This is a genomic window from Pseudomonas sp. IT-P176 (genome assembly GCF_949767245.1).
Classification (GTDB): domain Bacteria; phylum Pseudomonadota; class Gammaproteobacteria; order Pseudomonadales; family Pseudomonadaceae; genus Aquipseudomonas.
Map to the genome: position 1 here is coordinate 179448 of NZ_CATKPN010000101.1, position 25442 is coordinate 204889.

Genomic DNA, 25442 nt, shown 5'->3' on the forward strand with positions numbered 1-25442 from the left:
AAGGACGTTCCTTTTCCCTCCGAACAAGCCCCGACATGTTCAGACCTCTCTTCGTATTTATCGGTACGCGTTATACCCGTGCCAAGCGGCGCAATCATTTTGTGTCGTTCATTTCCCTGACTTCGATGATCGGACTCGCCCTGGGCGTGGTCGTGATGATCGTGGTGCTGTCGGTAATGAATGGCTTCGATCATGAGATGCGCACCCGCGTGCTGGGCATGGTGCCCCACGCGACCATCGAGTCCGGTGAGCCGATCAGCGACTGGCCGAGCCTGGCCGCCAAGGTCAAGCAGAACCCACAGGTGGTGGCCGTCGCGCCCTTTACCCAGATGCAGGGGTTGCTGACCAACAATGGCCAGGTCTCCAAGGTATTGCTCAATGGCATTGACCCGGCGCTGGAGCGCCAGGTCTCGATCATTGATAACTTCATGCAACAGGGCCAGCTCGATGCCCTGGCACCCGGCAGCTTTGGCATTGTCATCGGCGACAAGGCGGCGGCCAAGCTCGGGGTAGGCCTCGGCGACAAGCTGACCTTCGTCGCGCCGGAAGTCACCGTGACCCCGGCCGGGATGTTCCCGCGCATGAAGCGTTTTACCGTGGTCGGCATCTTCCATGTCGGCGCTGGTGAGATCGACGGCTACCTGGGTGTCACCAACCAGCAGGACCTGTCGAAACTGCATCGCTGGAAGCCGGACCAGATCCAGGGCCTGCGGCTGAAATTCGACGACCTGTTCCAGGCCCCGCGCGCGGCCTGGAACATCGCCCAACAATTAGGCGATGACCGTTTCTACGCCCGTGACTGGACCCGCACCCACGGCAACCTGTACCAGGCCATCCGTATGGAAAAAGCCATGATCGGCCTGTTGTTGCTGCTGATCGTCGCGGTGGCAGCGTTCAACATCATTTCCACCCTGGTGATGGTGGTCAACGACAAGAAGGGCGACATCGCGATCCTGCGCACCCTGGGCGCTACGCCGGGCACCATCATGGCGATCTTCATGGTCCAGGGCACGGTGATCGGGGTGGTCGGCACGGCCATCGGCGCGCTGGTGGGGATGTTTGCCGCACTGAATGTGAGCGCGGCGATCTCCACCCTCGAAGGCCTGATCGGGCACAAGTTTCTCAACGCCGATGTGTACTTCATCGACTACCTGCCGTCGCAGTTGCAGGCCCAGGATGTGTTTATGGTCTGCGGCGCGGCGTTGGTCCTGAGTTTCCTCGCCACCCTGTATCCAGCCTGGCGTGCCGCGCGCACCCAGCCGGCGGAGGCGCTACGTTATGAGTGAGTTGGGCATGAGCGAAAAAGCAATCTTGAGTTGCCGCAACCTGGGCAAATCCTACGAGGAAGGCCCGGAGTCGGTGGAAGTGCTGGCCGGTCTGCAACTGGAGTTGCACCCGGGTGAGCGCGTGGCGATCGTCGGGACTTCGGGATCGGGCAAGAGTACCTTGCTCAACCTGCTGGGCGGGCTCGATACGCCGACCCAGGGCAGCGTCTGGCTGGCCGGTGAAGAGCTGTCGGCACTCAATGAAAAGAACCGTGGCTTGCTGCGCAATCGTTCGTTGGGCTTCGTTTATCAGTTCCATCACCTGTTGCCTGAGTTCACCGCCCTGGAAAACGTCTGCATGCCGTTGTTGATCGGCAAGACCGCGATCCCCGAGGCCCGCCAGCGCGCGACCGCCTTGCTGGAGCGGGTCGGCCTGGGGCATCGCCTGGAGCACAAGCCGGCCGAACTGTCCGGTGGCGAGCGCCAGCGCGTGGCCATCGCCCGTGCGCTGGTGAACAACCCAGGGCTGGTTATGCTCGACGAGCCAACCGGCAACCTCGACTCCCATACCGCGCAAGGTATCCAGGACCTGATGCTGGAACTCAGCACCTCGATGCGCACGGCGTTCCTGGTGGTGACCCACGACATGAACCTGGCACGGCAGATGGATCGCGTACTGCACTTGCAGGAAGGTCGCTTGACGCCCATCTGATGCTTTGCAACCCGGTGCCTGAACAGGCGCCGGGTCTTTTATTTTTATACGGTGCCCCAGCGAATGTTCAGACCGTTATCGATCTTTATCGGCATGCGCTATACCCGCGCCAAGCGCCGCAATCGCTTTGTTTCGTTTATCTCGATGACCTCGATGATCGGCCTCGCCCTGGGCGTGTTGGCGATGATCGTGGTGCTGTCGGTGATGAACGGCTTCCAGCGCGAAATGAGCTCGCGCATTCTCGGCATGGTGCCTCACGCGACCATCGTCGGCGTCAAGCCGATCGACGATTGGGCGCCGGTGGCTGCCGCCGCGCTGAAAAATCCGGCAGTGACCGCCGCAGTGCCCTTCACCGAGATGGAAGGCATGCTCTCCTACAAGGGTTCGATGCAGCCGATCCAGATCAGCGGCATCGACCCGGCCCAGGAAGGCAAGGTGTCGATTGTCACCCAGCACATCGTGCAAGGGCGCCTTGATGACTTGAAGCCAGGTGAGTTCGGGGTGGTGGTCGGCGAAATCACCGCGCGGCGTTTTCGCTTGAATGTCGGCGACAAGCTCACCCTGATCGTGCCGGAAATCAGCAGTGCGCCGGGGGGCATCACCCCGCGTATGCAGCGCCTGAATGTGGTGGGGGTGTTCAAGGTCGGTGCTGAGCTCGATGGTTCGATGGCCCTGATCCATGTCGCCGACGCTGCGCAAATGCAGCGTTGGGCGCCCAACCAGGTGCAAAGCGTGCGCCTGGCGGTGAAGGACCTGTACGCCGCACCCCAGGTGTCGGCGGCGATTGCTGGCAGCCTGGGGGCTGGGTACAAGGCTGATGACTGGACCCACACCCAGGGCAGCCTGTTCAGTGCCATGAAAATGGAAAAAACCATGATCGGCCTGTTGCTGCTGATGATCGTCGCGGTGGCGGCGTTCAACATCATCGCGACCCTGATCATGGTGGTGAACGACAAGGGTGCCGACATCGCGATCCTGCGTACCATTGGCGCTACGCCACGGCAGATCATGGCGATCTTCATGGTCCAGGGTACGGTGATCGGTATTGTCGGTACCCTGATTGGTGGCGTCCTTGGCGTGATCGCGGCGCTGAATGTCAGTGCGCTGGTGGGCTGGGTGGAGCGCGTCAGCGGCCAGCACATCTTCAGTTCCGACGTGTACTTCGTCAGCAACCTGCCGTCGGAGTTGCAGGGCGGCGATGTGCTGTTGATCTGCTCGGCCGGGTTTATCCTGAGTTTCCTGGCCACCGTCTACCCGGCCTGGCGCGCCGCGAAGATCGAACCAGCGCACGCCTTGCGTTATTCCTGACTACGATCCGTGGGGTGCCACAGCCCCTGGGTTTACCGAAGACATTGTGGGGGCGAGCGCCCGCTTGCGGCTTGCTCGCGATGGACGTCAACGATAACGCTCAGCCTCAGGATGAGCGCGGTGGCCTCTCTCCCACAGGTTGCCTGCGCTGGCTCAATTGCCTTTGGGCAGTTCGATCACAAAGCGCGTCCAGCCCTGGGCCGATTCGCAACGAATGGTCCCGCCATGGGCGCGGATGATTGACTGGGTAATCGCCAGGCCCAATCCCGCATGTTCACTGCTGCCTTCACGACGCGCCGGATCGGCCCGATAAAAACGGTCGAACAGGCGCGGTAACAAGGCGGGGGGAATGCCTTCGCCGGTGTTGGCGATACTCAGGTGCAAACCCTGCGCCGAGTCCACTATCTGCACCTGAACCTCACCCTGCGCTGGAGTAAAACGCAGGGCGTTGTCCAGCAGGTTGGACAGGGCCCGGCGCAGCATGCTGCGGTCGCCGCTGATGGTGGCTTCGCCCTGGCGGGTCAGGCGGATCTGCGCGTCTTCGGCCAGGGGCGCATAAAACTCCAGCAGCGCATCCGCCTCTTGCGCCAGTTGCAGCGGCTCACGCCGAGGCATCAATAAACCGTGGTCAGCCTTGGCCAGGTAGAGCATGTCGTTGACCAGTTGCGCCATCCATTGCAGTTCCTCGAGGTTGCTGTGCAAGGCTTCGCGGTAGTCCTCAAGGTCCCGTGGACGGGTCAAGGTAACCTGGGTGTGGGTCAGCAGGTTCGACAGCGGCGTGCGCAGTTCGTGGGCGATGTCGGCGGAAAACGCCGACAGCCGCTGGAATGAATCGTCGAGGCGTCCGAGCATGGCGTTGAATGCGTGGGCCAGTTCGGCCAACTCGGCCGGCATCTGCGCGTGTGACAGGCGTTGGGTCAGGGAGCTGGCGGACACCCCGGCAGCCACTTCGCTCATGCGCCGTAACGGACGCAAGCCACTGCGCGCCGCCCAGGCCCCGAGCAAGGCCGTGGCCAGCGCCGAGAGCCCGACCGTCAGCCAGATCAAATGCTGCATGCGCTGTAAAAAGTGCTGATGGTGGGTGATGTCGAGCACCAGGGTCAGTTGCGCCCCATCGGTTCTGCCTGGCTGCAGTGGCGCGCTGTAGACCCGATAGGCGGTGCCGGCGCTGTGCAGGCTAGACAGGCCGGGCAGGGTGGGCAGGTCGCCAGGCAAACTGGGCGCGCTGTCGAACCACACGTGGCCATCGGCACCGCGTACGCGCAGTGCGAGGTCAGTCTGATGGCTCATTTCTTCCTGCAGGCGGGCTTTGCGCTGGGCGAACAGCGCTGGGTCGTCGGCGCCTTGCAGGGCGCTGCGCAGGGCCACCAGCTTGCCGTCCAGCAGTTGTTGGTCCAGCTCAATGAAGTGGGTCTCGCTGGCGCGACTGAACAGCACGCCGGCAATCAGCGAGACCACTGCGGTGCACGCCGCAAACAGCAACGCCAGGCGACTGCTCAAAGACAAGCGGGGCATCAGCTTGGACGCTCTTCAAGCACATACCCCATGCCGCGTACGGTATGAATCAGTTTGTTGGGGAAGTCATCGTCGATTTTCAGGCGCAAACGGCGGATCGCCACTTCGATGACGTTGGTGTCGCTGTCAAAATTCATGTCCCAGACCTGGGAGGCGATCAACGATTTGGGCAGCACTTCGCCCTGGCGGCGCAGGAGCATTTCCAGCAGGGCAAACTCCTTGGCGGTCAGGTCCAGCCGCTGCCCATTGCGCTCGACCCGGCGGCGGATCAGGTCCAGGCGCAGATCCGCCAGTTGCAGGCTGGTTTCCTGCGGGGCCGCACTGCCACGGCGCAACAGGCTGCGCACCCGGGCCAGCAGTTCGGAAAAGGCGAAGGGCTTGACCAGGTAATCATCGGCCCCCAGTTCCAGGCCATGCACCCGGTCCTGTACCGCATCCCGGGCTGTCAGGAACAGCACCGGCACGTCCAGGCCGGCGCCGCGCACCGCTTGCAGGATCTGCCAGCCGTCGCGGCCAGGGAGCATCACATCGAGAATCAGCAGCCCATAATCCCCGCTCAACGCCAGTTGCTGGCCCGTGATGCCGTCGGCCACCAGTTCAGCGTTGAACCCGGCCTCGGTCAGGCCTTGGCGCAGGTAGTGGCCGGTTTTCGGTTGGTCTTCGACGATCAGCAGTTTCATGGGCGACTCAGGGTGGATGGGACACAAGCGTTATACCGTGGCGGGCGCGCAGCCAGCTCAACCTGACAAAGTTGTAATCTACTCGTCAGCTACCTGGCAGCGGCACACCCTTAGAGTTTCCCACAAGCTGAACCTTATCTTGTTGGAGTGTGATCATGTATTTCGCTAAATCCTGGGTGCTGGCCGGCTGCTTGTTGGCATTGAGTTCTCCGCTACTGGCCGCACCGGCGCAGTCCTACGCCTTTGGTGCGCCTGCCCCGGCGGCCAAGGCGACGCGCACGGTGGAAATTGTCATGGGCGATATGACGTTCAATCCCAAGGCCCTGCAGATCAAGGCCGGTGAGACCGTGCGTTTTGTGTTGATCAATAAAGGCCAATTGCTCCACGAATTCAACCTGGGCGACGTGGCGATGCACAGCCAGCACCAGGCCGAAATGCTCAAGATGCAGCAAAGCGGCCAGCTCACCCCGACCGCAATGAAAGCGCCGGCGATGGATCACGCGGCCATGGGCCACGGCTCGATGGCGGGCATGGACCATGGGGCGATGCAGCACGATGACCCCAACAGCGTGCTGGTGGAGCCGGGCAAAACCGCCGAATTGACCTGGACCTTCAAGCAGGCCAGCAACCTGGAATTCGCCTGCAACATCCCGGGTCACTATCAGGCGGGCATGGTCGGCAAACTGACGGTCAGTCAGTAAGCACTCAAAGGCGGGAGCAAAGGCTGGTAGAATCGGCTGATTCTTCAGTCAGGTTTCCGCCATGCATCCCGCAGCCGAACACTCGCCGCTGGGCAAATCCAGCGAATACATCGCCACGTACACGCCATCTTTGTTGTTCCCGATCCCGCGCACAGCCAAATGGGCCGAGTTGGGGCTGACGGCCGATACCCTGCCGTACAAGGGCGTGGACTTCTGGAACTGCTTCGAACTGTCCTGGCTGCTGCCGTCCGGCAAGCCGGTGGTGGCAATCGGTGAGTTCAGCATTCCGGCGGACTCGCCGAACATCATTGAATCGAAGTCGTTCAAGCTGTACCTGAACTCACTGAACCAGACACCATTCGCCGACACCCAGACCCTGCAAGCTACCCTGGCCAAGGATCTCTCGGCAGCAGCGGGCAAGCCGGTGGGCGTGCGCATTCGTAGCTTGAACGAAGTGCAGGCTGAGGGTGTGGTGGCCCTGCCGGGTGTGTGCATCGACGACCTAGACATCAGCGTAAGCAACTACGAGCACCCGCGTCCGGAACTGCTGCGTTGTGATGAGTCGCGCGTCGTCGAGGAGAGCGTGCACAGCCATCTGCTCAAATCCAACTGCCCGGTCACCAGCCAGCCGGACTGGGGCAGCGTGGCGGTGGAGTACCGTGGCGCGGCGCTGGATCACGCCAGCCTGTTGGCGTATCTGGTCAGCTTCCGCCAGCACTCGGACTTCCACGAACAGTGCGTGGAGCGGATCTTCCTCGACCTGCAGCGCTTGCTGAAGCCGGAAAAACTCACCGTCTACGCCCGTTATGTGCGCCGTGGCGGGCTGGACATCAACCCGTACCGCAGCACCGAAGAAGTGCAGTTGCCCAACCATCGCCTGGTTCGCCAGTAAGCGCGGGCAGCGCGAAATCCCGGGATTTTTTGCCGATCAGGAAACGAAAAAGCCCCGCTGTCGCCAGCGGGGCTTTTTGGTATTCGTGTGGATCAGATCCCGATGTTGCCCAGGGTCTGCACAATGTTGCGCAAGGTGGCGGCCAGCGCCGGGTGGTCGAGTTCGAAGCGTTCTACGGCCAGGTTGACGCCATCGGCCAGGCTGCTGTCGTTAGTGGCGGTTTCCAGTTGCAGCTGTGCTTCGATCTGCGTCATCAGGTCCAGCAGGTGGTCACGTTCTTCCTGCGAGAGCGGCGGGTTCTGCTCCAGTTGCTCGCGCAGGGTATTGAGCTGTTCTTGCAGTTCGCGGGCAGGCATGGCTACTTTCCTTTTATCGATAGGCACTGGCATAGACCGCAGCAGTGATCCAAAGGTCTACGTCTGACCTGTAGATTAATCCACTGGCGAGCGAAGTGCATGATCTTGATCAAGAATGATCGATCAGGGTTTCTCGCCCTTGCGCCGGCGCAGGCCGATATCCGACAGGCAGGTGTCGAGATCGCCGAGGTGATCGATCACCGAATGCACCCCCAGGCCAAACAATTGCAAGGTCGCTTTACCGCGCATGAGTTCGCGCTCCTGTCGGCTCAGGGCTTGCCATTCCTTGGGTGCCAGGCCACAGAGCGAGCCACAGGACGCCAGGCCAATGGTCCACAGCCCGGCATTGAGGCCCGATTGCAGCAAGCGCGGCTCTCCGCTGACCAGCACGCAACCGTCCAGGCGATGGATGTTCAGCGCCATCAACGATGACCAGCAGGCATCGGGAGCGGGCCATGGGCGGACGCTCAGGGGCCGCGGGCCGGCGCTGATCCAGTCGGGTAGCTCGGTCGCCAGCGACTGGCTCTGGCTGGCAGGTAACTCATCCAGCCAGGCGCAGGGAATGCCTTGCAGCCGCAACGACAGCAAGGCTTGCTCGGCGCCAGGGGTGAGTTGGCCATGCGGGGCACAGCCGCTGCCGTAGAGTCGGGTTTGCGCGCCGAAATCCACCAGGCAGCCACTCAGGCCAAAAAGCACGGCGGTGGGTTGGGGGAGGGCTTGGGGGTGTACCTGAGGTTGGGGCATTTCAACATCCCTGAAATAATCAGAGAGGGTAGGCCTGCCTCGTGACAGTTAAGTGACATTCTCTTGACCGGCCGGGGAAACATGCAAGGTGTCGTAGGGCGTTTCCCTGAAAGCCGGCATCCGTCTTATACTAGCCAGCTTACCGCGCGGGTTTCGCGATCCGCGCCAGTACAATCCAAGGAGTTTCTGCTATGCGCTGGAGCAATTGCCTGGCTCGACTAAGTCTATTTGCCGGCGTCCTGTTGGTTCCGTTCGCTGCCCAGGCGGCCACCGAAGAAGATCCCTGGGAAAGCATCAACCGCCCGATCTACACCTTCAACGACGTGCTGGACACCTACGCCCTCAAGCCTCTGGCCCAGGGCTATCAGTTCGTCACGCCGCAGTTCCTCGAAGATGGCATTCACAACATGTTTCGCAACATCGGTGACGTCGGCAACCTGGCCAACGACATCCTGCAGGTCAAGCCCCATGCGGCGGGCATCGACACTGCACGCTTGTTGATGAACACCACCCTGGGCCTGGCCGGGTTCTTCGATGTGGGCACCAAGATGGGCCTGCACCGCAACGACGAAGACTTCGGCCAGACACTTGGCTACTGGGGTATGCCCAGCGGCCCTTACGTGATGCTGCCGTTCCTCGGCCCGAGCACCCTGCGTGACGCGCCGTCCAAGTACGTCGACAGCTATGCCGAACCCTACCGCTACATGCACGACATTCCAGCGCGCAACATGGCGCTCGGCATGGATGTGATCGATACCCGTGCCAGCCTGTTGTCGGCCGAGAAGCTGATCAATGGCGACAAGTACGTCTTCATCCGCAACGCCTACTTGCAGAACCGCGAATTCAAGGTCAAGGATGGCCAGGTTGAAGACGACTTCTGAGTCGGCGCTTCAATAACAGGAAGGCGGCCCACGGGCCGCCTTCTTCGTTTTATAGCTGGCGTTCCAACCTTGCATTTTGTTGCAAATTTTGCGGTTCTTATAACTCCCGGTGATTTGCAGGGTAAAGACGCCTGATGACCATCGGCGTGAGCTTGAAACGCCTCGCGGATGGGAGTACCGTCTGCGCCTTAGAAGGGCACCTCTGATGAACATGTGTGTCGGGCAAATGCTCGAAAGCAGTGCAGCAGAGAGGCTAGAAAGCGAATCCAGTAGTGTGTGCCGGGCCAATCACCCCGCCAGCTACGCCAACCTAATTCTGGCGCCGTTTGCCCACATGCAAAAAACCAGTGCCACGCTGCTGATAATCGATGACGACGAAGTAGTGCGCGCGAGTCTCGCGGCCTATTTGGAAGACAGTGGGTTCAGCGTCCTGCAGGCCAGCAATGGACTGCAAGGGCTAGCGGTATTCGAGCAAAGCCACCCCGATCTCGTGATCTGCGATCTGCGCATGCCGCAGATGGGCGGGCTCGAACTCATTCGCCAGGTGACTGACCTGTCGCCGCAAACGCCGGTGATCGTGGTGTCCGGTGCCGGCGTGATGAACGACGCGGTCGAAGCCTTGCGCCTGGGCGCGGCCGACTACCTGATCAAGCCGCTGGAAGACCTGGCCGTGCTCGAGCACTCCGTGCGCCGGGCCCTGGATCGCGCGCGCCTGCTCCTGGAGAACCAGCGTTACCGGACCAAGCTTGAAACCGCCAACCGTGAGCTCGAAGCCAGCCTGAACCTGCTGCAGGAAGACCAGAACGCCGGTCGCCAGGTGCAGATGAACATGTTGCCAGTGAGCCCCTGGGCCATCGACGAGTTCAAGTTCGCCCACCAGATCATCCCGTCGTTGTACCTGTCGGGTGATTTTGTCGACTATTTTCGGGTCGACGAACGCCGAGTCGCGTTCTACCTGGCGGATGTTTCCGGGCATGGCGCGTCTTCGGCCTTCGTCACCGTGCTGCTGAAGTTCATGACCACGCGCCTGCTGTTCGAATCCAAGCGCAACGGCACCTTGCCGGAATTCACCCCTTCAGAGGTGCTCGGCCATATCAACCGGGGCCTGATCAGCTGTAAGCTGGGCAAACATGTCACGATGGTCGGTGGAGTCATCGACGAGGAGACCGGTTTGTTGACCTATAGCATCGGCGGACACCTGCCGTTGCCAGTGTTGTACACGCCAGACAGTGTGGGATACCTCGAAGGCCGCGGTCTGCCGGTGGGCTTGTTCAATGAAGCCACCTACGAAGACCACGTCATCGAACTGCCGCCGGTGTTCAGCCTGACGCTGATGTCCGATGGCATTCTGGACCTTTTGCCAGAACCGACACTCAAAGAAAAAGAGGCCGCCTTACCGCAACGGGTAAGATCGGCGGGCGGCAGCCTGGATGGTCTGCGGCAGGTTTTTGGATTGGCCACGCTAGGGGAGATGCCGGATGATATCGCCCTGTTAGTGTTGAGCAGGAATCTTCAATGAGTACCGGTAGAATCCAGTTCGCCGAGCAGGATGGCACCTTTGTCCTGAAGTTCGTCGGTGAGGTTCGCCTGACCCTGTGTTCGGCGTTGGATGCGACTATCGAGCGGATCTTCACCGCGTTGAATTTCAACGCAATCGTGATCGACCTGACCGAAGCCCGCAGCATCGACAGCACCACCCTGGGCCTGTTGGCCAAGCTGTCGATCATGTCGCGGCAAAAGGTCGGCCTGCTGCCGACCGTCGTCACCACCCACGAAGACATCACCCGACTGTTGGAGTCCATGGGTTTCGAGCAGGTGTTCAACATCGTTGACCGCCCGGTGCCGTGCCCGGAGTGCCTGACCGACCTGCCTGACCAGGACCAGTCCGAAGAGGTGGTGCGGATCAAGGTGCTGGAAGCGCACAAGATCCTCATGGGGCTCAACGATTCCAACCGCGAAGCGTTCCATGACCTGGTAAACGCCCTCGAGCGGCACTGATAGCTCCTGCAATCCCTGGTAGGCGCTGGCGAAGGCAAAACACTGCGTCAAACCAGGCACACAAAAAAGGGCGAACCCAGCAGGGTTCGCCCTTTTTGCATTGCGCTGTAACCTTACAGCTTGGCCTGCAGCAACGCCTCCAGCTTCTCCTGGTCGCGGGCAAACTGCCGAATGCCTTCGGCCAGCTTCTCGGTGGCCATCGCATCCTCGTTGGATGCCCAGCGGAACTGTGCTTCGTTCAGGCTCTGGCGTGCCTCACCGGCATGCCCTGGCGCCAGCTGGCGCTCCAGCTTGCCGGTGTCGGCCGCCAGCTTCTCGATCAGGTCGGGGCTGATGGTCAGGCGATCGCAGCCCGCCAGTTGCTCGATCTGATTGAGGTTGCGGAAGCTCGCACCCATGACCACGGTCTTGTAGTCATTGGCCTTGTAGTAGTTGTAGATGCGCGTCACTGACTGCACGCCGGGATCATCGGCGCCGCTGTAGTCGGTACCGTTGGCCTTCTTGTACCAGTCGTAGATGCGCCCTACGAACGGCGAAATCAGGAACACCCCGGCTTCGGCGCAGGCCACTGCCTGGGCGAAGGAGAACAGCAGGGTCAGGTTGGTCTGGATGCCTTCGCGCTCCAGCTGTTCGGCGGCGCGGATACCTTCCCAGGTGGAGGCGATCTTGATCAGCACACGGTCACGGCCAATGCCGGCCTTGTCGTAGAGTTCGATCAGGCGGTGCGCACGCTTGAGCATGGCATCGGTATCGAACGACAGGCGCGCATCCACTTCAGTGGAAATGCGTCCCGGAATCACTTTCAGGATCTCCTGGCCCACTGCGACCCCAAAACGGTCACTGGCCAGGCCCACGTCGCCCTTGCAGTCGGTAACGCTGGCGTTGAGCAGTTCAGCATAGGCAGGAATGGCCGCAGCCTTGAGCAGCAGGGAAGGGTTGGTGGTAGCGTCCACTGGTTTGACGCGAGCGATTGCTTCGAAATCGCCAGTATCGGCCACGACAGTGGTGAATCGTTTAAGTTGTTCCAGCTTGGAAGTCATGGGTGTGCTCTATCCTGTGGGTCTGTTGACATTACCCGAGCGCTGGCAGCCACTCAAGGGCACAAATGCGTAACAACGGCCTGGGCGGCAACATCTGCAAAACAGATGTTTGAAAGGCCCGGCGCTATCCGCTAACTACGATGGCAAAACCGCCCACAGGTTCAATCGCGGCGACGGCTAGCGGCCTTCCAGTAACGCAGCCGCCTGATCGAGTAGGGCCAGTGGGTCCTTGGCCTTATGAATGTCCACCGACAGCAACTGACGAAACTTGCGCGCCCCAGGAAAGCCTGTGCCGAGCCCCAGGACATGCCGGGTGATGTGGTGCATCGCGCCGCCAGCCTCAAGGTGGGCGGCAATGTACGGACGCAACTGCGCCAGCGCCTCGGCCCGGCTGACCACCGGCGCGGTGCTGCCAAACAACTGCTGATCCACCTCTGCCAGTACATAAGGATTGTGATACGCCTCACGGCCCAACATTACCCCGTCAAAGGTCGCCAAATGCTCATGGCAGGCCTCCAGCGTCTTGATCCCGCCGTTGAGAATGATCTCCAGCTCCGGGAAGTCCGCCTTCAGCTGCGCCGCCACGTCATAACGCAGTGGCGGAATATCGCGGTTCTCCTTGGGCGACAAACCTTCAAGAATCGCAATGCGCGCATGCACGGTAAAGCTGGTGCAGCCGGCATCGCGCACCGTACCGACGAAATCACACAGCTGCGCGTAACTGTCGCGTCCATTGATCCCGATCCGATGCTTGACCGTAACCGGAATCGACACCGCATCGCGCATCGCCTTCACGCAATCAGCCACCAACTGCGGATGCCCCATCAGGCACGCACCAATCATATTGTTCTGCACCCGATCACTCGGGCAGCCGACATTGAGGTTCACCTCGTCATACCCATGCTCCTGCGCCATCCGCGCACAGGCCGCCAGGTCCAGCGCAACACTGCCGCCCAACTGCAACGCCAGCGGATGCTCAGCCTCGTTGTGCCGCAGAAAGCGCTCGTGATCACCGTTGAGCAGCGCACCGGTGGTGACCATTTCGGTGTAGAGCAAGGCGTGTTTGGAGAGCAGGCGCAGGAAGAAGCGGCAGTGGCGGTCGGTCCAATCCATCATCGGCGCAACGGAGAACCGGCGGGAGAGTGTTGGCCGCGATGCTACTGGGCTGTAACTGGTGTTTTGTACCATTTTACTCAACGTCTTTTCAGCGTGTTTTGGGGCGTTTTCGGGCGTTTTTTGAATGCGGGTGGTACGATGTACCACTTCAAAACTGACGCGTACCACTTTCAATATGGCGACAATCAGGGCAAGAAAACTGGCGGATGGGACTGTGAGCTACACGGCTCAAATCCGTATCAAGCGCGACGGAGTGCAAGTCTACCAAGAGAGCCAGACCTTCGCCCGGAAACAGGCAGCTCAAGCCTGGGTGCGGCGACGTGAGGCAGAGTTGGACCAGCCTGGCGCAATCGAGCGAGCCAATCGCAAGGGTGTCACAGTCAAGGAAATCATCGCTCAGTACCTAATGGAAATGGAGAGGGCTAGACCGCTGGGTAAGACTAAGCGAGCGACTCTCAACGCCATTGCCGAAACCGAGTTCGGTCAGACGGCTGACTCGGATATCAATAGTCAGCGATTGGTTGATTACGCTCTTTGGCGTATGAGCAAGGAAGGCGGCTGCGTACAGCCTCAGACTGCTGGCAATGACTTGGCGCATCTTGGGGCAGTTCTATCAATAGCTCGCCCAGCTTGGGGCTATGAGGTCGATATCCATGCAATGGCGGATGCCCGAAAGGTCCTGAGGAAGTTGGGCTACAACATGAAAAGCCGTGAAAGGGTTCGGCGCCCCTCAAAGGATGAGCTCGATAGGCTTCTAAAACACTTCAGCGGCATACTCCAGCGACGCCCCGGTTCAATCAACATGCTCAAGGTAACTGGATTCGCGTTGTTCTCGACGCGACGACAAGATGAGATTTGTCGCATTCTCTGGGCGGATGTCGATGAAGATGGAAAAAGGGTGTTGGTACGTGACATGAAGAACCCGGGGCAGAAAATCGGCAACGACGTCTGGTGCCACCTTCCGGATGAGGCATTGCGCATTCTGAACAGTATGCCCAAGACATGCGCTGAGGTATTCCCTTATAACTCGGCATCCATTTCAACATCTTGGGCTAAGGCTTGCAAATTCCTTGAGATCGGCGATCTACATTTCCATGATTTACGACACGATGGAGTGAGCCGGTTGTTCGAGATGGACTGGGATATTCCTAGGGTGGCCAGTGTTTCTGGTCACCGTGACTGGAACTCCATGAGACGCTATACGCACTTAAACGGGCGAGGGGATATTTATTGTGAATGGCAATGGCTAGAAAGGATAATTGAGTCGGTGGTTATGTCTAGGTTGTCATGATTGTTTCAAGGACTGATCGGGTGTCATATGGGTATTAATATTGGTTTTTGGGTTAGAGATTTCAGAGGTTTTAAAGAGGCAGGCGCTGGTTTTGAGGTGGTTAAGCCAGTGAATGTAATTGTTGGAAAAAATAATATAGGGAAATCTAGTCTGGTAGCTGCCGTAGAACATGTGTTTCGGGGGAATGCGACGCAGTATGAGATTGCCGGTAGTGTAGAGCTCTGTGATGTACTATCAGAGAGTGAGTTGAGGTCTATTTTTAACGAGAGTATTGGGGGTGGTGATTTACCTGGGAATCATTGGAGAGAACATGGTCGGCGTTTTATAGATAAGCTTGTAGTTTGGAAGGAGTTTCAAAATAAGGTTGAGGTTCTGAGAGTTCTAGGGCATGACTATCCGCTCCTGGACACAGAGAAAACTCGTCTTGGTAACTTGATTGGAGCGCTCAAGCCGAGAGCATTTCGTCATGTCAGGCTTGATGCGGATAGAGATCTAGTAAAGGAAAGTTACTCTAATGCGCTGACTCTCCAGAGTAATGGTGTTGGTGCAACTAATGTCATTCAGAACTATATTAACAGTTCAGTCCTTGATAGGGATTTAGTTCAGGTAAGATTGCTGACTGCGCTCAATGATATATTTACTCCGGATATAGTTTTTTCCGAAATTGTTGTGCAGTTTCATTCGGATAATACTCATTGGGAGATTTATCTCGGGGAGGAGGATAAAGGGCTTGTTCCGTTGTCGGCCTCTGGGAGTGGGTTGAAGACGGTTATTTTAACGTTGCTCAATCTTCTTCTGCGACCAGATTTTGAAGCAAATAAAATTGAAAAATATGTTTTTTCATTTGAGGAGTTGGAAAATAATTTACACCCTACACTACAAAGGAATTTGTTTTCTTTTTTGCTTGCGTATGCACAATCAACAGGCTGCCATATATTTTTAACTACGCATTCACAGGTCGCTATTGATCTTTTTCACGGCGAGGCTGACGCTCAGATCCTCCATGTTAAAAAACAAGATGGAGAGGTGCTTGGTGTTGTTTTAGATGATTTAAATCGCGGTTATTCGGTGCTGGATGACTTGGGTGCCAAGGCAAGTGATATTCTTCAGGCTAATGGTATTATCTGGGTTGAAGGTCCGTCCGATAGAGTCTATTTAAATAAATTTATCGAATTGTGGGGTGAGGGTGCCTACAAGGAAGGACATCACTATCAGTATATTTACTACGGTGGTAGTGTTCTTGCAAATATAGATGCTCGTACTCCCGAGGCGGATATACAAGAAGCGGTCAGTGCGATAAGGATTAATAGGAATTTTATTTTTGCTTGTGATAGTGATAGGAAAAGCAAGAATGGGAAACTAAAAAATAGAGTCACGGAGCTCCTTGTGGACGTTGCAAGCGAGCGCGGCTATATCTGGGTAACTAGATGTCGCGAAATCGAAAACTACATCCCGAAAGAAAGTTTTGAATTGGAATATGGTGCTTCTGGGTTGCCACAAATCGGGGAGTATGAATATGTGCAGGATTACTTGAGGGGGAATAACCTCTCAAAGGCTTCTGCGTTCACGGATAAACATCATAAAGCAGTAAAATTTACTGAAGCATTTACCAAAGAAAATCTATCATTTAGACCTGAATTAGCGGTCGAAATGACAGCAATTATTGAGCGTCTGATGAAGTGGAATAGCTGAGGTGAATACGCTGGTGCGGATGTTGATGACTGCGGCCGCAGATTAAAGCGCTGACCAGGCGCTCAAAAGTGGGCGCCTGGTATCTCAAGTGAATTATTTGACTCGGCGAAGGCCATTGAGTTGATTGCACTCTTTAACGGCGGCGGCGCGCTGTTGGTCGAGGTAGGTCGCCAAGTCGGTGATGTGAATGCCTTTAGCTGATTTCTGGCTCGGCTCTAGCCGGGTGATCGGGATCTTGATCTGACCGCTCATCACCTTTCTCTGGAACATCTCTGGCGTTAGGTGAGTGAAGTAGTCCCTGCACACCTGTTCGAGTGGGATGATGGCCCTGCCGCTGTATTGCGCCATCAGGATGAAGGCGGTATTCATGCCGCTACCTCCAGCAGTTCGTCTTCGTCTCGATCTTCGTTAGCGCTGATCAAGGCCATCATCGGCCATGGCGATACTGAGTTGCCAACCATCAGCACCTGGTCCTTCTTGCTGAAGTTGACGCCATCGTGTCCGTGATCGATGACGTAGTTATCGGGGAAGCCTTGGGCGCGGTACAGCTCGCGAGGCGTCAGCATGCGCATGCCAATGTCCACGATTACATGTGGTGTGCCCTTGATTAGCACGGTGACCAGAGCGAGCCTATCCCGTGTTGTGATCGTGGCTGCCGGCTCGCGAGGGTCGTAGATGTTGTCGCTGCCGTAGTAACCCATTAGGAACGCTGCTACGCGCAATGCGCCTTCTTCGGCTTCTGGTGCGAGTGCATACTCGATCAGTGCATGGTGCTCGGCGCCGGCACAGACAGTTGAGATCGGATCGCCCATTGCACTGCCCACGCAGTTTTTTCGCAGGGTGAGCATGTGCGCAGTCACCAGCTGCTGCTGGCTGCCTGTCGTTGTGATGGCAGTCAGCGGTTGTTCTGGATGGCGCCCCAGCGTTTCGTTGAAGCCGCCATTGTGTTGTGCAATGTAGGCAACGGCCAGAGCGAAGTGTCCTCCCTTGACCTGGGCGCAGATGGTGCCCAGCGGGGCGTCAGCAGACATGTTTCGCTGGGAGGTCGAATTGGCGTGTTCTGTGAGGAATGGGGCCAGTTGCGGCGTTACCAAGGCGAAGCCGTGCGCGGCGGTGATGGTCTTTGTTGGATCCTGTACCGATTGGCAGCGAGCCAGGTCATTGCCTGAGTGGTTGACGCTGACGAGGAACGGGTCTGCATGCTCAACGACGTAGCGGCGCGCACCTTTGCGAACGCGCTCCATGGTCTTATTTACCAGTGGACGGCGTACGCCTGCAGCGCGACCTTCTTCCTTGTTGAGGAAGATGCTCGGGCAGGGTAGCGACCAGTCGATGCAGCTGGCTGCGGTCCGCCAGCCCTTCTGGCCTTTTGCGGGGTTTTTGAAGTGGGTCGGGTCCGGCCAGCGGAGTGGCTTGCCGTCGCATCGAGCGACCATGTACAGCCGCTCGCGGGTGGTAGCGGCGCCGAAGTCGCAGGCCTTGAGTTTCCCATGCAACAGGTCGTAGCCCATTCCCTTGAGGGTCTGCAGGAAACGACGCCAGGTCTGGCCCTTGCGCTTCGGATCGGGCACCAGGTATTGATCTTGTACGGGTACCTGTTCGCCTGGAGCTGCGACGGTGCCATCGCGGCGGACCACTCGGCCAGTCTCTTTGCAGCGCTTGGCAATGAGCGGCCCCCATTGCAGGATCTGCCAGACGTTCTCCATGGTGATCATGCGTGGCCTGACCTGGCCCGCCCACTTGATGATTACCCATGACAGTGAGCGGCTGGTGCTGCTGCGTGCCTGGCCTCCGGCTGCAAGGCTGTGGTGGGTACATTCGGGGCTGGCGTGCAGGTGCGCGACCGCACGGTTCCGGGTTGCCCTGCGTGGGCAAACCTCGTACACGTCAGTTATGTAGTGTTCGGCACTTGGGTGGTTGCGCTTGTGCATGCTGATGGCTTTAGGGTTGTGGTTGATCGCAATGTCGACCGCCTTACCTGTTGCCATTTCTTGGCCCATGGTCGCGCCTCCACCGCCAGCGAACAGGTCTACACGGATCTCGCCGGTAAGGTCCAAGCCGAACTGGGTGATGCAGGCGGTAACGATCGGAGTAGGAGTAAAGATCGATGTCATGATCTGCTCCCTGCGTTTGGGCTCAATGCCCATTGCTCCGGATTCGACTCGATCAGTTGAGTAAGTGGTTCACTGTTCAGTGCGGTCGCGGCCGTGACGGTGTTAAAGGTCCGGCAGGCTAGGTCCTGGGCGTGCTTGATTAGTGAGGCGGCTTTCGCCTGGGTGGTGGCGCAACCGGGGATGGCCTTCCAAGTATCGTGGGCCAGTTGCAGTACCTGGGCGATCTCCGTAAGGGTTCTGTAGTCGGACGCGGTGAAGGGGGTGGCCTTGATCGTCAAGGCTTGTTCGCGAAGTCTCGTTAGTTGAGCCTTCGTCTTGGTCAGTGTGGCGGTATGCTGCTTAAGCTCGCTTTCCCTAACGCGGCTCAGGTGGCTGAGGTCACGGTTTAGAACTTGAACCCGCTGGGTGTGCAGCTCGTTACGTTCTACCAGCCCTTCAGAAATCCCGTTGATGTGAGCTCGTTTGAGCGCTTTCAGAAAGTAGAACGCGGTCAATGTCCAGCCGGCCAGCATGCCGCCGATGATGATGTAGGTTTCTGTTTGCATGTGCTGTGCTCTCGTTGGGTGCCACCGCCCGGATCATTGGTGAGAGGCAGGCGGTGGGCTTATGAACGGTTAGGCCGCTACCTTCGTCGCTTGGGCGTCGAGGAAGTCGGCAAGATCGTGTAGGTACACCACGTGTGAAGCGCGAACTGAGCCGTGTAGACGTTTAACGATTAGTCCGACACGGCCCGCCTTGATTTCGCTCAGCAGATAGCGGTCGGTTCGGATATGCGTGAAGTACTGTTCTCGGACTGCAGCCAAGGTGGGGCAGGGCGTTGCGAACTGGCGCCGTAGTTGGTCGAGTGTGTGACTCACGCTACTTCCTCCCCGTGCCCCTCCAATGGGGGCAGCAACTTCATGCGGATCAGCTCAGCAAGGCCTTCTTTGCTTTTACCCATGGCGGCTGCGCAGACGCGGCCCTGTTGATCTGCAACAACGGCGCCGTAGGGGTACTCGGGCGATTTGGTGGGGGTGACGTAGGCGATGTGGCCTTCACCAATGACCGCATCGACGCAGCGGAACACCTCGGCCAGTTCAGCGCTGACCGCTGGTAACGCCTCGAGCAACTGGACTGCTTCGGCGGATGCGCCAATCAGCGTGGCGCGACTGATGACGGTTGGATGATTGAGAAACATCGGAACCAGCTTCAGTGCGCCGATGGCTTGGGTGATAGCGTTCTGGCTCATGCTGCGGCGTCCTTGTGCGTGACGGTGATGTTCAGTTTTTTTGCGATCCACTTGACGCCTTCTTCCTTCACCATCACTACGGCGTAATGCCGATAGCGATTGGTATTTCCGATCTGGACGCTGCGCGGATCCGAGAACAGGTAGCCCCGGTCGCGGTGATGGCTGGCCAGGTCCCCGTCATTGGTCAGGATGCGCAGTTCCCGCAACCTGGTGCGGAAGGCGCGGGGCTTGAGGCCGAGCACGGCGGCCGTTTGATCCAGGGTGCGGTTCATGGCGCTGTCCTCAGGCTGCGAGCAGTTCTCGAACGTTTTTCAGCAGTGCTTCCGACTCGGCCAGCATTTGCTGAATTTGCGCCGTGCGAGTGGGCTGTTCTGGGGGCGGCGCCGGCTCTGCCGACTCTATGCGACCGTTCGCAATGTCCTGGATGAAATCCCGGAGGTGCAGGTGATTGGCTCGATCTGAGCGCTTGAGGGTCAGTTCGCCTGTGTGGCCGCCGAAGTCCACGCTGATGACAGCGTTGTCGTCGGTGAGCTCCACTTCAAAGCTTGCATGAATGGTTTGCTCTGGCCGTTGAAGAGGGCAAACAGCAGCGCCGCCAACCTGAAGCATGTGATGCAGCAGGTCTTGTTTTGCGAGTGGGATGAGATAGGTGTTCATGCTGCGTCACCTCCCCAGGGGCTGGATTCGCCGGTAGCGACTGGGCGAGCAGAAAGGGCGGAAGCAGGACGACCGAGGTTGATGATCACCAACAGCCCGGTGCGTCTTTGAATAGCTTCTACGGCGGCGGGGCTAGTGATGGCTGCCGGGTGTAAATACACCGGGCAGCGGGTGTTGCTGTGCTGTGTGGTTTGCATGGCTCGTGCTCTTTGGTGAGAGATAGATACGAGTGCAAAATTAGTATTACTGATTTAATAAGTCAACAGTAACACTTATAAAAAGCAGTGAAACAATATTTGTGGGCGAAAAAAAAGGCCCTTGAGGGCCTTTTTGATGCTGATCGATCAGAGCATAACGGAGTACCAAAATACTTTGCCAATGACGCGTATGTGGTCCTGCACGTAGTCGCCGTCATAGCGCTCGTCGGGATGTTCGTCAGTGTTGTGACTGCGTAGGCGGAGGCCTGAGCCAGGGAGGCGGTAGAGAAGCTTCACGCGGAGCTGCCCGTCATGGTCAATCGCATACATTTTGCCATCCTGGATGGTCGTGTTGGCTGTATCTACGCCAACAGTACTGCCGTCGGGTAGCACTGGCTCCATGCTATTGCCCGTAACTAGGACGCAACCGGCTGAGGCTGGATCGATGCATTTTCTTTTGAGGGTTCGCTTGCCGAAGCGCAGTTTTCGGCCATTTGACTCAAGCATAACCTCGGATCCTTTCCCTGCTGACAATTCCACTTCCTTGAAAAATGGCAGCTCGACTTCGTCGGGGCCGAGAGGGGTTTCGTCGTCCCACACCTCAATCTGGTGCAGTTCCCAATCGGAACGTCTTGGGCTTTCGAGGTTTGTTTGGGGCGAACGCAGGCGGGGCATTTCGGCAAAGGCAGCGAGGCGTGGGCTGACCTCTTCGAGCGAGAAGCCCAGCACGTTAGCAAACTTGATGAGCGCACCGATGTTGAGTGGGATGCGGCCATTTAGGTACTGACTGACAACGCTCTGCCCGGACCAATCGCATAGATCGGCGATTTTTTCTTGGGTGAGCGTCGGGTCTTTCCGTTTGCGGTCCTGATAAATAGCCTTCAAGCGCATGGCTTCGGCTTTTCGGGTCTCGTCGTCGGAAAGAAAGAGTTTTGAAGTAGTCATGCTTTCCAATTTATAAGGGAAGCTTATTTTTTCAAAACAGCAATACGTCTTTTTTGCTTGCTGTTCAAAAGAAGTAACACTAATATCTGTGCCGCAACGCCCATTCGAGGAAACGTGGATGGCTAATGAAATTGGTATCCCCTTGGAAGAATTTGCCGAGGGTAAGACGCAACCGGAACTGGCTTTACTCATCGGGGTATCGCAAAGCGCCGTGTCTCAGATGCTCAGCTCGGATAGAGATATCCGCGTTCGAGTTGATGAGAAAGGGACATGTTCGGCGGTAGAGATTCGACCAATTGGATCGCGCCGAAAACCCAAGGCTGCATAAAAGGGTGCCGGGCTGGGGCCTCTCACCAAAGATCCCCCAGCCCAGCTACGACGATACACAGCACATGCACATCGGTCGTGGTCGTAGGATAGGGTTTGCCCTGGCCTATGGCTACACCGTAAACGGGGTATTTACGGTTATGAGTCGCATCAATCAACCACCGGCCTCTGCGCCGGTTCTTTCCCTTCGCAAGGCAATTTACCGGGCAGCCCATGACTACAAAGGTGGTGTGACTGCCTTGGCGCTCGACATGGTCATGGATTACGACGGTCTGCAAAAGAAGGTCAAACACGACTTTGAACAACGCTGGCTGGATCCTGACGAGTTAGAGGAACTGATCCGCCTGACCGCAAACCCTTTGCTGCTGGACGCGCTTGTTCGGCCTGCCGGGATGGTCTGGTACAAGCCCGTAGCAGCTGCACCGACAAAAGATGCATTGCTCGCGGTCAGCAAGGTGCTGCACGAAACCGGTCTGTTCGTTTCCAGCATGCATGAAGGTGCAGCCGACAACATCTGGGAGCTGTCCGAAGTCCAGTTGCTTGAAAAGCATGGTGCAGACGTGATCCGCGCCGTTCTGGGCATCATGGCCGGCGCCCGCCTGGCAATGGAGGACCGTCTCCATGGCTGATGAAATCGACCGCGCAAACGACCAAGCGCAATACCTGCTCGACATGGCTATCCATCGGAGTCGGCAGGTGCCGACGAATCGAGTTAGTGCGCAGTTCTGTGATGATTGCGATGAACCCATCCCGTTGCTTCGTCAGCAGACCATTTCAGGTTGCGAAACCTGTGTCAGCTGCCAGGAGTTGCGGGAGCGGCGCAGATGAGTGGTCCGGGCAATGGAATGCCCACTGCTGAGTGGGCAAGGCGCTACATTGATACCTTCGGATTAGCCTTGGTTCCAATCGAGCCAGGGGAGAAGGGGCCGAAAGGTAGGGGTTGGAACAAGCCCGGCGGATATATCACGGACGCAGCGAAGGCAGTTGAGCTCTGGCAGAAGAAGCCCGAGCACAACCTCGGGGTGGTGCTTGGCCCTAGTCGGATCTGCTCGCTGGACGTCGATGATGTGCAGTGGACTCGGCATGTTCTTTATGACCAGCTGGAAATTGACCTGGATGCTATGGCGCTGGTGTTCCCGACTGTGGTCGGCAACCCGGCGCGATTCCGCATCATGTTTCGAGTTCCAGCGGGCGTTGAGCTGACCCGCCACTCATTGGCGTGGCCCAACGAGAAGGATCCCGACGGTTCGATCCACAAGGCGCTGACTGTCAAGATTAAAGCCGCCAAGGATGCTGGTGATCTTGCCGGCGAAGCCGAGGCGCGTGCCGAGGCTGATGAGTATCAGCGCATCACTGTGTTTGAACTGCGCGGTGGCTTGGTGCAGGACGTGTTGCCTCCTTCGATTCACCCAGGTACAGGGAAACCGTACACCTGGCGCACGCCACCAAGTGCCGCTGATGGGTTGCCAGAGCTCACTCCCGAACTGCTGGCGATCTGGAACAACTGGGACGCCTTCAAGCGTGACGCTGAGGCCGCGTGCCCGTGGGCGCCGAAACTGGCTCTCGCGCCGGGCAAGCCAATCAGTCGGCCAGCGCAGGTGAAGGGCAAGCAGCCCTCCGTGATCGATGAGTTCAATCGCGGCCATGATGTGCAAGAGTTGCTGCGCAGCCATGGCTACATCAAGCGCGGGAGCAAGTGGCTCTATCCTCAAAGCAGTACGGGCTTACCGGGCATCACGGTGAGCGACGAGGGGAGGGTCTATTCGCACCATGGCGCCGATCCGCTGGCCAACGGGCATCAGAATGATGCCTTTGAGGTGTTCTGCTTACTCGAGCACGGCGGTGATCAGTCTCAAGCGGTCAAGGCTGCGGCGCGTATGTTGGGTATGCAGCATTCATCGGCTCCCGACGCGCGTGATCTTCCCCCAACCCCATCTGCTGAGCCGAGCGGGCAGAGACAAGTGAGTGAGGGCGCGTCCAGTGAGGCTGCTCCGGCTACTGACGGGGGGGCGGGGGAGGCATTGACGCTTGACCAGGTGCTGCGTCGCTTTGCGCTGGTCGAGGGCACCACGCAAGTGTGGGATTGCGACCAGTCGCGGGTGATGAAGAAGGCCGCATTTGAAGCGCGTGTGGGCAAGCCTCTGGCCAAAGCGTGGCTGGATGACATGGACAAACGGTTGATTGCGGATGATCACGTCCGCGATATCGAGCAAGCACGGCGGATGGCGAGCAAGAAGGGCGGGGCGTTGGGTATGCCACCGACCGACCGTTATGTGTACATCGACGGGACCAAGGATGTTTGGGATCGGGAGAAAAAGCGGCGTATTGCCGAAGGTGCGGTGAAGATGGCGCTCGGCGACACCTATCCGCTGTGGCTCAACAGTAGTGAGCGGCGCACAGTGGATGTCGAGCACATCGTGTTTGATCCGACCATGAGCAAAGACCCTGCCGTGTACATCAATACCTTTGATGGTCTGCCGCTCGAACCGATCCGGGATGACGAGGCCTGCGCCAACCTGCGTTGGCTGATTTCGTTCTTGTGCAACCATGACGAAGCGGCAGCTCAATGGCTGATCCGCTGGCTGGCGTACCCGCTGCAACACCTGGGCGCCAAGATGGACACCGCCGTGCTGATGCATTCGATCATGGAGGGCTCGGGCAAAAGCCTGCTGTTCGCCGATGCGCTGGGCATGTTGTATGGCCAGTACGCTGCCACGGTTGGCCAGACGCAGTTGGAGAGCAACTTCAACGCCTGGCAAAGCCGCAAGTTGTGGTCCGTCTTCGAAGAGGTTGTCAGCCGTGATCAGCGTTACAACCAGGTGGGCAAGATCAAGCACCTGATCACCGGCAAGACGGTGCGGATGGAATCGAAGTTCATCAACGGTTGGGAGGAAGCCAACCACATGAACGCGGTGTTCCTGAGCAACGAAATCTTGCCGTGGCCAATTAGCGAAAGTGACCGGCGGATGCTGGTGATGTGGCCTATGGAGACTTTGCCGATCGAGCGGCAAAAGGCGATCGGGAGGGAGCTAGAGCAGGGCGGTGTCGCGGCGCTGTACGGCTGGTTGTTGTCAGTCGATCTTGGCGACTTCAACCAGCGGACGCGACCACCCTCGACGGATGCCCGTGAGCGCTTGGTGGCCTTGAGTCGGGCCGGGTGGCAAACGTTCTTGCATCTGTGGAAGTACACCGAGTTGGGCCACGGACTTTGGGGGCCGTGTCTATCAACAGACCTCTATTCGCTGTTCCTCGAATGGTGCCAGCGCAATAAAGAGCATGTGATGAGTCAGACGAAGTTCTCCCTGTTCATCAGCTCTGAGGTCGATAAGACGCGTGCCATTCCCTGGACCGATGGCAACAACCGGCGCTTTGGCGCGTTCTTCTTTCCCGTTGATCAGGACGCTTCCCCGCCCCCATCACTGAAGGCGGCCGAGCTGGGCAAGCAGGTCGAAAATTGGCGGGCTAAAGCGAAGCTTGCGGGTTGGCATGTGGACAGCTGGGATCACATCAAGGCGGCTGCCGCATGACTACAGCTAAAAGTGTGTTGGGTGTGTGGGGTGTGTGTTGGGTTGATTTCAGATACCCCACACAGATTGGAGCCATATTTTTCGGCGGTTTGCCGGCTTTGTGTCGGGTGTGTTGGGTTTCGCTACGCGTGCGCGCATGCGTGACGTTAGACAGTCGGTTTCCGATGGCTATTTATTTTCTTCATGCGAGGGCTGAAATACCTAACAAACCCAACACACTAGACACAATTCGATTGAAGCTATTGATTTTAAAGGG

At 58.2% G+C, this 25442-nt stretch carries 28 protein-coding genes; 14 read left to right on the forward strand and 14 right to left on the reverse strand.

Annotation, left to right across the window (positions count from 1 at the left end):
- Positions 1–35: 35 nt before the first annotated feature.
- The 3 genes from ACM6IP_RS24760 (at position 36) to ACM6IP_RS24770 (ending at position 3285) form a co-directional block, all read left to right on the forward strand.
- Positions 36–1286, forward strand: coding sequence for a lipoprotein-releasing ABC transporter permease subunit (locus ACM6IP_RS24760; protein ID WP_414862457.1), 1251 nt, complete (start codon positions 36–38; stop codon positions 1284–1286).
- 7 nt (positions 1287–1293) lie between these two features.
- The gene (lolD, locus tag ACM6IP_RS24765) at positions 1294–1977 is read left to right on the forward strand and encodes a lipoprotein-releasing ABC transporter ATP-binding protein LolD (RefSeq protein ID WP_174244588.1); all 684 of its coding nucleotides are present in this window, start codon (positions 1294–1296) and stop codon (positions 1975–1977) included.
- Between the two features lie 63 nt (positions 1978–2040).
- Positions 2041–3285, forward strand: coding sequence for a lipoprotein-releasing ABC transporter permease subunit (locus tag ACM6IP_RS24770; RefSeq protein ID WP_414862458.1), 1245 nt, complete (start codon positions 2041–2043; stop codon positions 3283–3285).
- Positions 3286–3438: 153 nt separating this feature from the next.
- Here the strand turns inward: ACM6IP_RS24770 and ACM6IP_RS24775 are convergent, their stop codons facing one another.
- Both ACM6IP_RS24775 and ACM6IP_RS24780 read right to left on the reverse strand, forming a co-directional pair.
- The gene (locus ACM6IP_RS24775) at positions 3439–4800 is read right to left on the reverse strand and encodes a heavy metal sensor histidine kinase (RefSeq protein ID WP_414862459.1); all 1362 of its coding nucleotides are present in this window, start codon (positions 4798–4800) and stop codon (positions 3439–3441) included.
- The gene (locus ACM6IP_RS24780; protein ID WP_095165303.1) at positions 4800–5480 is read right to left on the reverse strand and encodes a heavy metal response regulator transcription factor; all 681 of its coding nucleotides are present in this window, start codon (positions 5478–5480) and stop codon (positions 4800–4802) included. Before ACM6IP_RS24780 ends, ACM6IP_RS24775 begins: the two co-directional genes overlap by 1 nt.
- A 155-nt stretch (positions 5481–5635) precedes the next feature.
- Here ACM6IP_RS24780 and ACM6IP_RS24785 point away from each other — a divergent pair, with 155 nt between their 5' ends.
- Positions 5636–6181, forward strand: a complete 546-nt coding sequence (locus ACM6IP_RS24785) for a cupredoxin family protein (RefSeq protein WP_320332654.1) — start codon at positions 5636–5638, stop codon at positions 6179–6181.
- Positions 6182–6242: 61 nt separating this feature from the next.
- The gene (gene queF / locus ACM6IP_RS24790; protein WP_414862460.1) at positions 6243–7073 is read left to right on the forward strand and encodes an NADPH-dependent 7-cyano-7-deazaguanine reductase QueF; all 831 of its coding nucleotides are present in this window, start codon (positions 6243–6245) and stop codon (positions 7071–7073) included.
- A gap of 92 nt (positions 7074–7165) precedes the next feature.
- Here the strand turns inward: queF and ACM6IP_RS24795 are convergent, their stop codons facing one another.
- On the reverse strand, positions 7166–7429 hold the full coding sequence (locus ACM6IP_RS24795; RefSeq protein WP_095165300.1) for a DUF4404 family protein: 264 nt from the start codon (positions 7427–7429) through the stop codon (positions 7166–7168).
- A gap of 123 nt (positions 7430–7552) precedes the next feature.
- The gene (locus ACM6IP_RS24800) at positions 7553–8173 is read right to left on the reverse strand and encodes an HAD family phosphatase (protein WP_414862461.1); all 621 of its coding nucleotides are present in this window, start codon (positions 8171–8173) and stop codon (positions 7553–7555) included.
- 191 nt (positions 8174–8364) lie between these two features.
- Between ACM6IP_RS24800 and ACM6IP_RS24805 the strand changes: the two genes are divergently transcribed.
- From ACM6IP_RS24805 to rssC, 3 genes are all read left to right on the forward strand, one after another.
- On the forward strand, positions 8365–9054 hold the full coding sequence (locus ACM6IP_RS24805; protein WP_414862462.1) for a VacJ family lipoprotein: 690 nt from the start codon (positions 8365–8367) through the stop codon (positions 9052–9054).
- A 334-nt stretch (positions 9055–9388) separates the two neighbouring features.
- Positions 9389–10573 carry a two-component system response regulator RssB gene (gene rssB, locus ACM6IP_RS24810; RefSeq protein WP_095165297.1) on the forward strand — a complete coding sequence of 395 codons (1185 nt, stop codon included), beginning with the start codon at positions 9389–9391 and terminating at the stop codon, positions 10571–10573.
- On the forward strand, positions 10570–11052 hold the full coding sequence (gene rssC, locus ACM6IP_RS24815; protein WP_093421055.1) for an anti-sigma factor antagonist RssC: 483 nt from the start codon (positions 10570–10572) through the stop codon (positions 11050–11052). Before rssB ends, rssC begins: the two co-directional genes overlap by 4 nt.
- Before the next feature lie 113 nt (positions 11053–11165).
- Here the strand turns inward: rssC and tal are convergent, their stop codons facing one another.
- Complete coding sequence (tal, locus tag ACM6IP_RS24820; RefSeq protein WP_095165296.1) at positions 11166–12092, reverse strand: transaldolase; 927 nt, start codon at positions 12090–12092, stop codon at positions 11166–11168.
- A 177-nt stretch (positions 12093–12269) separates the two neighbouring features.
- Complete coding sequence (gene dusA, locus ACM6IP_RS24825; protein WP_414862463.1) at positions 12270–13280, reverse strand: tRNA dihydrouridine(20/20a) synthase DusA; 1011 nt, start codon at positions 13278–13280, stop codon at positions 12270–12272.
- 103 nt (positions 13281–13383) lie between these two features.
- Between dusA and ACM6IP_RS24830 the strand changes: the two genes are divergently transcribed.
- Positions 13384–14499 carry a tyrosine-type recombinase/integrase gene (locus ACM6IP_RS24830; RefSeq protein WP_414862520.1) on the forward strand — a complete coding sequence of 372 codons (1116 nt, stop codon included), beginning with the start codon at positions 13384–13386 and terminating at the stop codon, positions 14497–14499.
- Between the two features lie 27 nt (positions 14500–14526).
- Positions 14527–16191: an ATP-dependent nuclease gene (locus ACM6IP_RS24835; protein WP_414862464.1), complete on the forward strand. Its 1665-nt coding sequence runs from the start codon at positions 14527–14529 to the stop codon at positions 16189–16191.
- Positions 16192–16284: 93 nt separating this feature from the next.
- Here the strand turns inward: ACM6IP_RS24835 and ACM6IP_RS24840 are convergent, their stop codons facing one another.
- From ACM6IP_RS24840 to ACM6IP_RS24875, 8 genes are all read right to left on the reverse strand, one after another.
- The gene (locus ACM6IP_RS24840; protein ID WP_414862465.1) at positions 16285–16560 is read right to left on the reverse strand and encodes a pyocin activator PrtN family protein; all 276 of its coding nucleotides are present in this window, start codon (positions 16558–16560) and stop codon (positions 16285–16287) included.
- Positions 16557–18305 carry a DNA cytosine methyltransferase gene (locus ACM6IP_RS24845; protein ID WP_414862466.1) on the reverse strand — a complete coding sequence of 583 codons (1749 nt, stop codon included), beginning with the start codon at positions 18303–18305 and terminating at the stop codon, positions 16557–16559. The genes ACM6IP_RS24840 and ACM6IP_RS24845 overlap by 4 nt, the downstream gene beginning before the upstream one ends.
- Positions 18302–18850: a hypothetical protein gene (locus tag ACM6IP_RS24850; RefSeq protein ID WP_414862467.1), complete on the reverse strand. Its 549-nt coding sequence runs from the start codon at positions 18848–18850 to the stop codon at positions 18302–18304. Before ACM6IP_RS24850 ends, ACM6IP_RS24845 begins: the two co-directional genes overlap by 4 nt.
- Positions 18851–18919: 69 nt before the next feature.
- Positions 18920–19162 (reverse strand): pyocin activator PrtN family protein, encoded by a 243-nt coding sequence (locus tag ACM6IP_RS24855; RefSeq protein WP_414862468.1) that lies wholly within the window; start codon positions 19160–19162, stop codon positions 18920–18922.
- Positions 19159–19533 (reverse strand): hypothetical protein, encoded by a 375-nt coding sequence (locus ACM6IP_RS24860; protein ID WP_414862469.1) that lies wholly within the window; start codon positions 19531–19533, stop codon positions 19159–19161. Before ACM6IP_RS24860 ends, ACM6IP_RS24855 begins: the two co-directional genes overlap by 4 nt.
- A complete protein-coding gene (locus tag ACM6IP_RS24865; protein ID WP_414862470.1) occupies positions 19530–19805 on the reverse strand; it encodes a hypothetical protein in 276 nt (91 codons plus the stop codon). Before ACM6IP_RS24865 ends, ACM6IP_RS24860 begins: the two co-directional genes overlap by 4 nt.
- Before the next feature lie 10 nt (positions 19806–19815).
- A complete protein-coding gene (locus ACM6IP_RS24870) occupies positions 19816–20190 on the reverse strand; it encodes a hypothetical protein (protein ID WP_414862471.1) in 375 nt (124 codons plus the stop codon).
- Between the two features lie 344 nt (positions 20191–20534).
- Positions 20535–21332, reverse strand: a complete 798-nt coding sequence (locus tag ACM6IP_RS24875) for a LexA family transcriptional regulator (protein WP_414862472.1) — start codon at positions 21330–21332, stop codon at positions 20535–20537.
- A gap of 118 nt (positions 21333–21450) precedes the next feature.
- Between ACM6IP_RS24875 and ACM6IP_RS24880 the strand changes: the two genes are divergently transcribed.
- The 4 genes from ACM6IP_RS24880 (at position 21451) to ACM6IP_RS24895 (ending at position 25186) form a co-directional block, all read left to right on the forward strand.
- On the forward strand, positions 21451–21660 hold the full coding sequence (locus ACM6IP_RS24880) for a Cro/CI family transcriptional regulator (protein ID WP_414862473.1): 210 nt from the start codon (positions 21451–21453) through the stop codon (positions 21658–21660).
- A gap of 139 nt (positions 21661–21799) precedes the next feature.
- Positions 21800–22288: a phage regulatory CII family protein gene (locus tag ACM6IP_RS24885; RefSeq protein WP_414862521.1), complete on the forward strand. Its 489-nt coding sequence runs from the start codon at positions 21800–21802 to the stop codon at positions 22286–22288.
- Entirely contained in the window at positions 22281–22487 is a 207-nt protein-coding gene (locus tag ACM6IP_RS24890; protein WP_414862474.1) for a TraR/DksA family transcriptional regulator, read from the forward strand. The genes ACM6IP_RS24885 and ACM6IP_RS24890 overlap by 8 nt, the downstream gene beginning before the upstream one ends.
- Positions 22484–25186, forward strand: a complete 2703-nt coding sequence (locus tag ACM6IP_RS24895) for a bifunctional DNA primase/polymerase (RefSeq protein ID WP_414862475.1) — start codon at positions 22484–22486, stop codon at positions 25184–25186. The genes ACM6IP_RS24890 and ACM6IP_RS24895 overlap by 4 nt, the downstream gene beginning before the upstream one ends.
- The last annotated feature ends 256 nt before the right edge of the window (positions 25187–25442 follow it).

Coding starts and splice junctions, on each gene's coding strand:
- ACM6IP_RS24760 (WP_414862457.1), top strand. CDS start 36: ATGTTCAGACCTCTCTTCGTATTTATCGGTACGCGTTATACCCGTGCC.
- lolD (WP_174244588.1), top strand. CDS start 1,294: ATGAGCGAAAAAGCAATCTTGAGTTGCCGCAACCTGGGCAAATCCTAC.
- ACM6IP_RS24770 (WP_414862458.1), top strand. CDS start 2,041: ATGTTCAGACCGTTATCGATCTTTATCGGCATGCGCTATACCCGCGCC.
- ACM6IP_RS24775 (WP_414862459.1), bottom strand. CDS start 4,800: ATGCCCCGCTTGTCTTTGAGCAGTCGCCTGGCGTTGCTGTTTGCGGCG.
- ACM6IP_RS24780 (WP_095165303.1), bottom strand. CDS start 5,480: ATGAAACTGCTGATCGTCGAAGACCAACCGAAAACCGGCCACTACCTG.
- ACM6IP_RS24785 (WP_320332654.1), top strand. CDS start 5,636: ATGTATTTCGCTAAATCCTGGGTGCTGGCCGGCTGCTTGTTGGCATTG.
- queF (WP_414862460.1), top strand. CDS start 6,243: ATGCATCCCGCAGCCGAACACTCGCCGCTGGGCAAATCCAGCGAATAC.
- ACM6IP_RS24795 (WP_095165300.1), bottom strand. CDS start 7,429: ATGCCTGCCCGCGAACTGCAAGAACAGCTCAATACCCTGCGCGAGCAA.
- ACM6IP_RS24800 (WP_414862461.1), bottom strand. CDS start 8,173: ATGCCCCAACCTCAGGTACACCCCCAAGCCCTCCCCCAACCCACCGCC.
- ACM6IP_RS24805 (WP_414862462.1), top strand. CDS start 8,365: ATGCGCTGGAGCAATTGCCTGGCTCGACTAAGTCTATTTGCCGGCGTC.
- rssB (WP_095165297.1), top strand. CDS start 9,389: ATGCAAAAAACCAGTGCCACGCTGCTGATAATCGATGACGACGAAGTA.
- rssC (WP_093421055.1), top strand. CDS start 10,570: ATGAGTACCGGTAGAATCCAGTTCGCCGAGCAGGATGGCACCTTTGTC.
- tal (WP_095165296.1), bottom strand. CDS start 12,092: ATGACTTCCAAGCTGGAACAACTTAAACGATTCACCACTGTCGTGGCC.
- dusA (WP_414862463.1), bottom strand. CDS start 13,280: ATGGTACAAAACACCAGTTACAGCCCAGTAGCATCGCGGCCAACACTC.
- ACM6IP_RS24830 (WP_414862520.1), top strand. CDS start 13,384: ATGGCGACAATCAGGGCAAGAAAACTGGCGGATGGGACTGTGAGCTAC.
- ACM6IP_RS24835 (WP_414862464.1), top strand. CDS start 14,527: ATGGGTATTAATATTGGTTTTTGGGTTAGAGATTTCAGAGGTTTTAAA.
- ACM6IP_RS24840 (WP_414862465.1), bottom strand. CDS start 16,560: ATGAATACCGCCTTCATCCTGATGGCGCAATACAGCGGCAGGGCCATC.
- ACM6IP_RS24845 (WP_414862466.1), bottom strand. CDS start 18,305: ATGACATCGATCTTTACTCCTACTCCGATCGTTACCGCCTGCATCACC.
- ACM6IP_RS24850 (WP_414862467.1), bottom strand. CDS start 18,850: ATGCAAACAGAAACCTACATCATCATCGGCGGCATGCTGGCCGGCTGG.
- ACM6IP_RS24860 (WP_414862469.1), bottom strand. CDS start 19,533: ATGAGCCAGAACGCTATCACCCAAGCCATCGGCGCACTGAAGCTGGTT.
- ACM6IP_RS24865 (WP_414862470.1), bottom strand. CDS start 19,805: ATGAACCGCACCCTGGATCAAACGGCCGCCGTGCTCGGCCTCAAGCCC.
- ACM6IP_RS24870 (WP_414862471.1), bottom strand. CDS start 20,190: ATGAACACCTATCTCATCCCACTCGCAAAACAAGACCTGCTGCATCAC.
- ACM6IP_RS24875 (WP_414862472.1), bottom strand. CDS start 21,332: ATGACTACTTCAAAACTCTTTCTTTCCGACGACGAGACCCGAAAAGCC.
- ACM6IP_RS24880 (WP_414862473.1), top strand. CDS start 21,451: ATGGCTAATGAAATTGGTATCCCCTTGGAAGAATTTGCCGAGGGTAAG.
- ACM6IP_RS24885 (WP_414862521.1), top strand. CDS start 21,800: ATGAGTCGCATCAATCAACCACCGGCCTCTGCGCCGGTTCTTTCCCTT.
- ACM6IP_RS24890 (WP_414862474.1), top strand. CDS start 22,281: ATGGCTGATGAAATCGACCGCGCAAACGACCAAGCGCAATACCTGCTC.
- ACM6IP_RS24895 (WP_414862475.1), top strand. CDS start 22,484: ATGAGTGGTCCGGGCAATGGAATGCCCACTGCTGAGTGGGCAAGGCGC.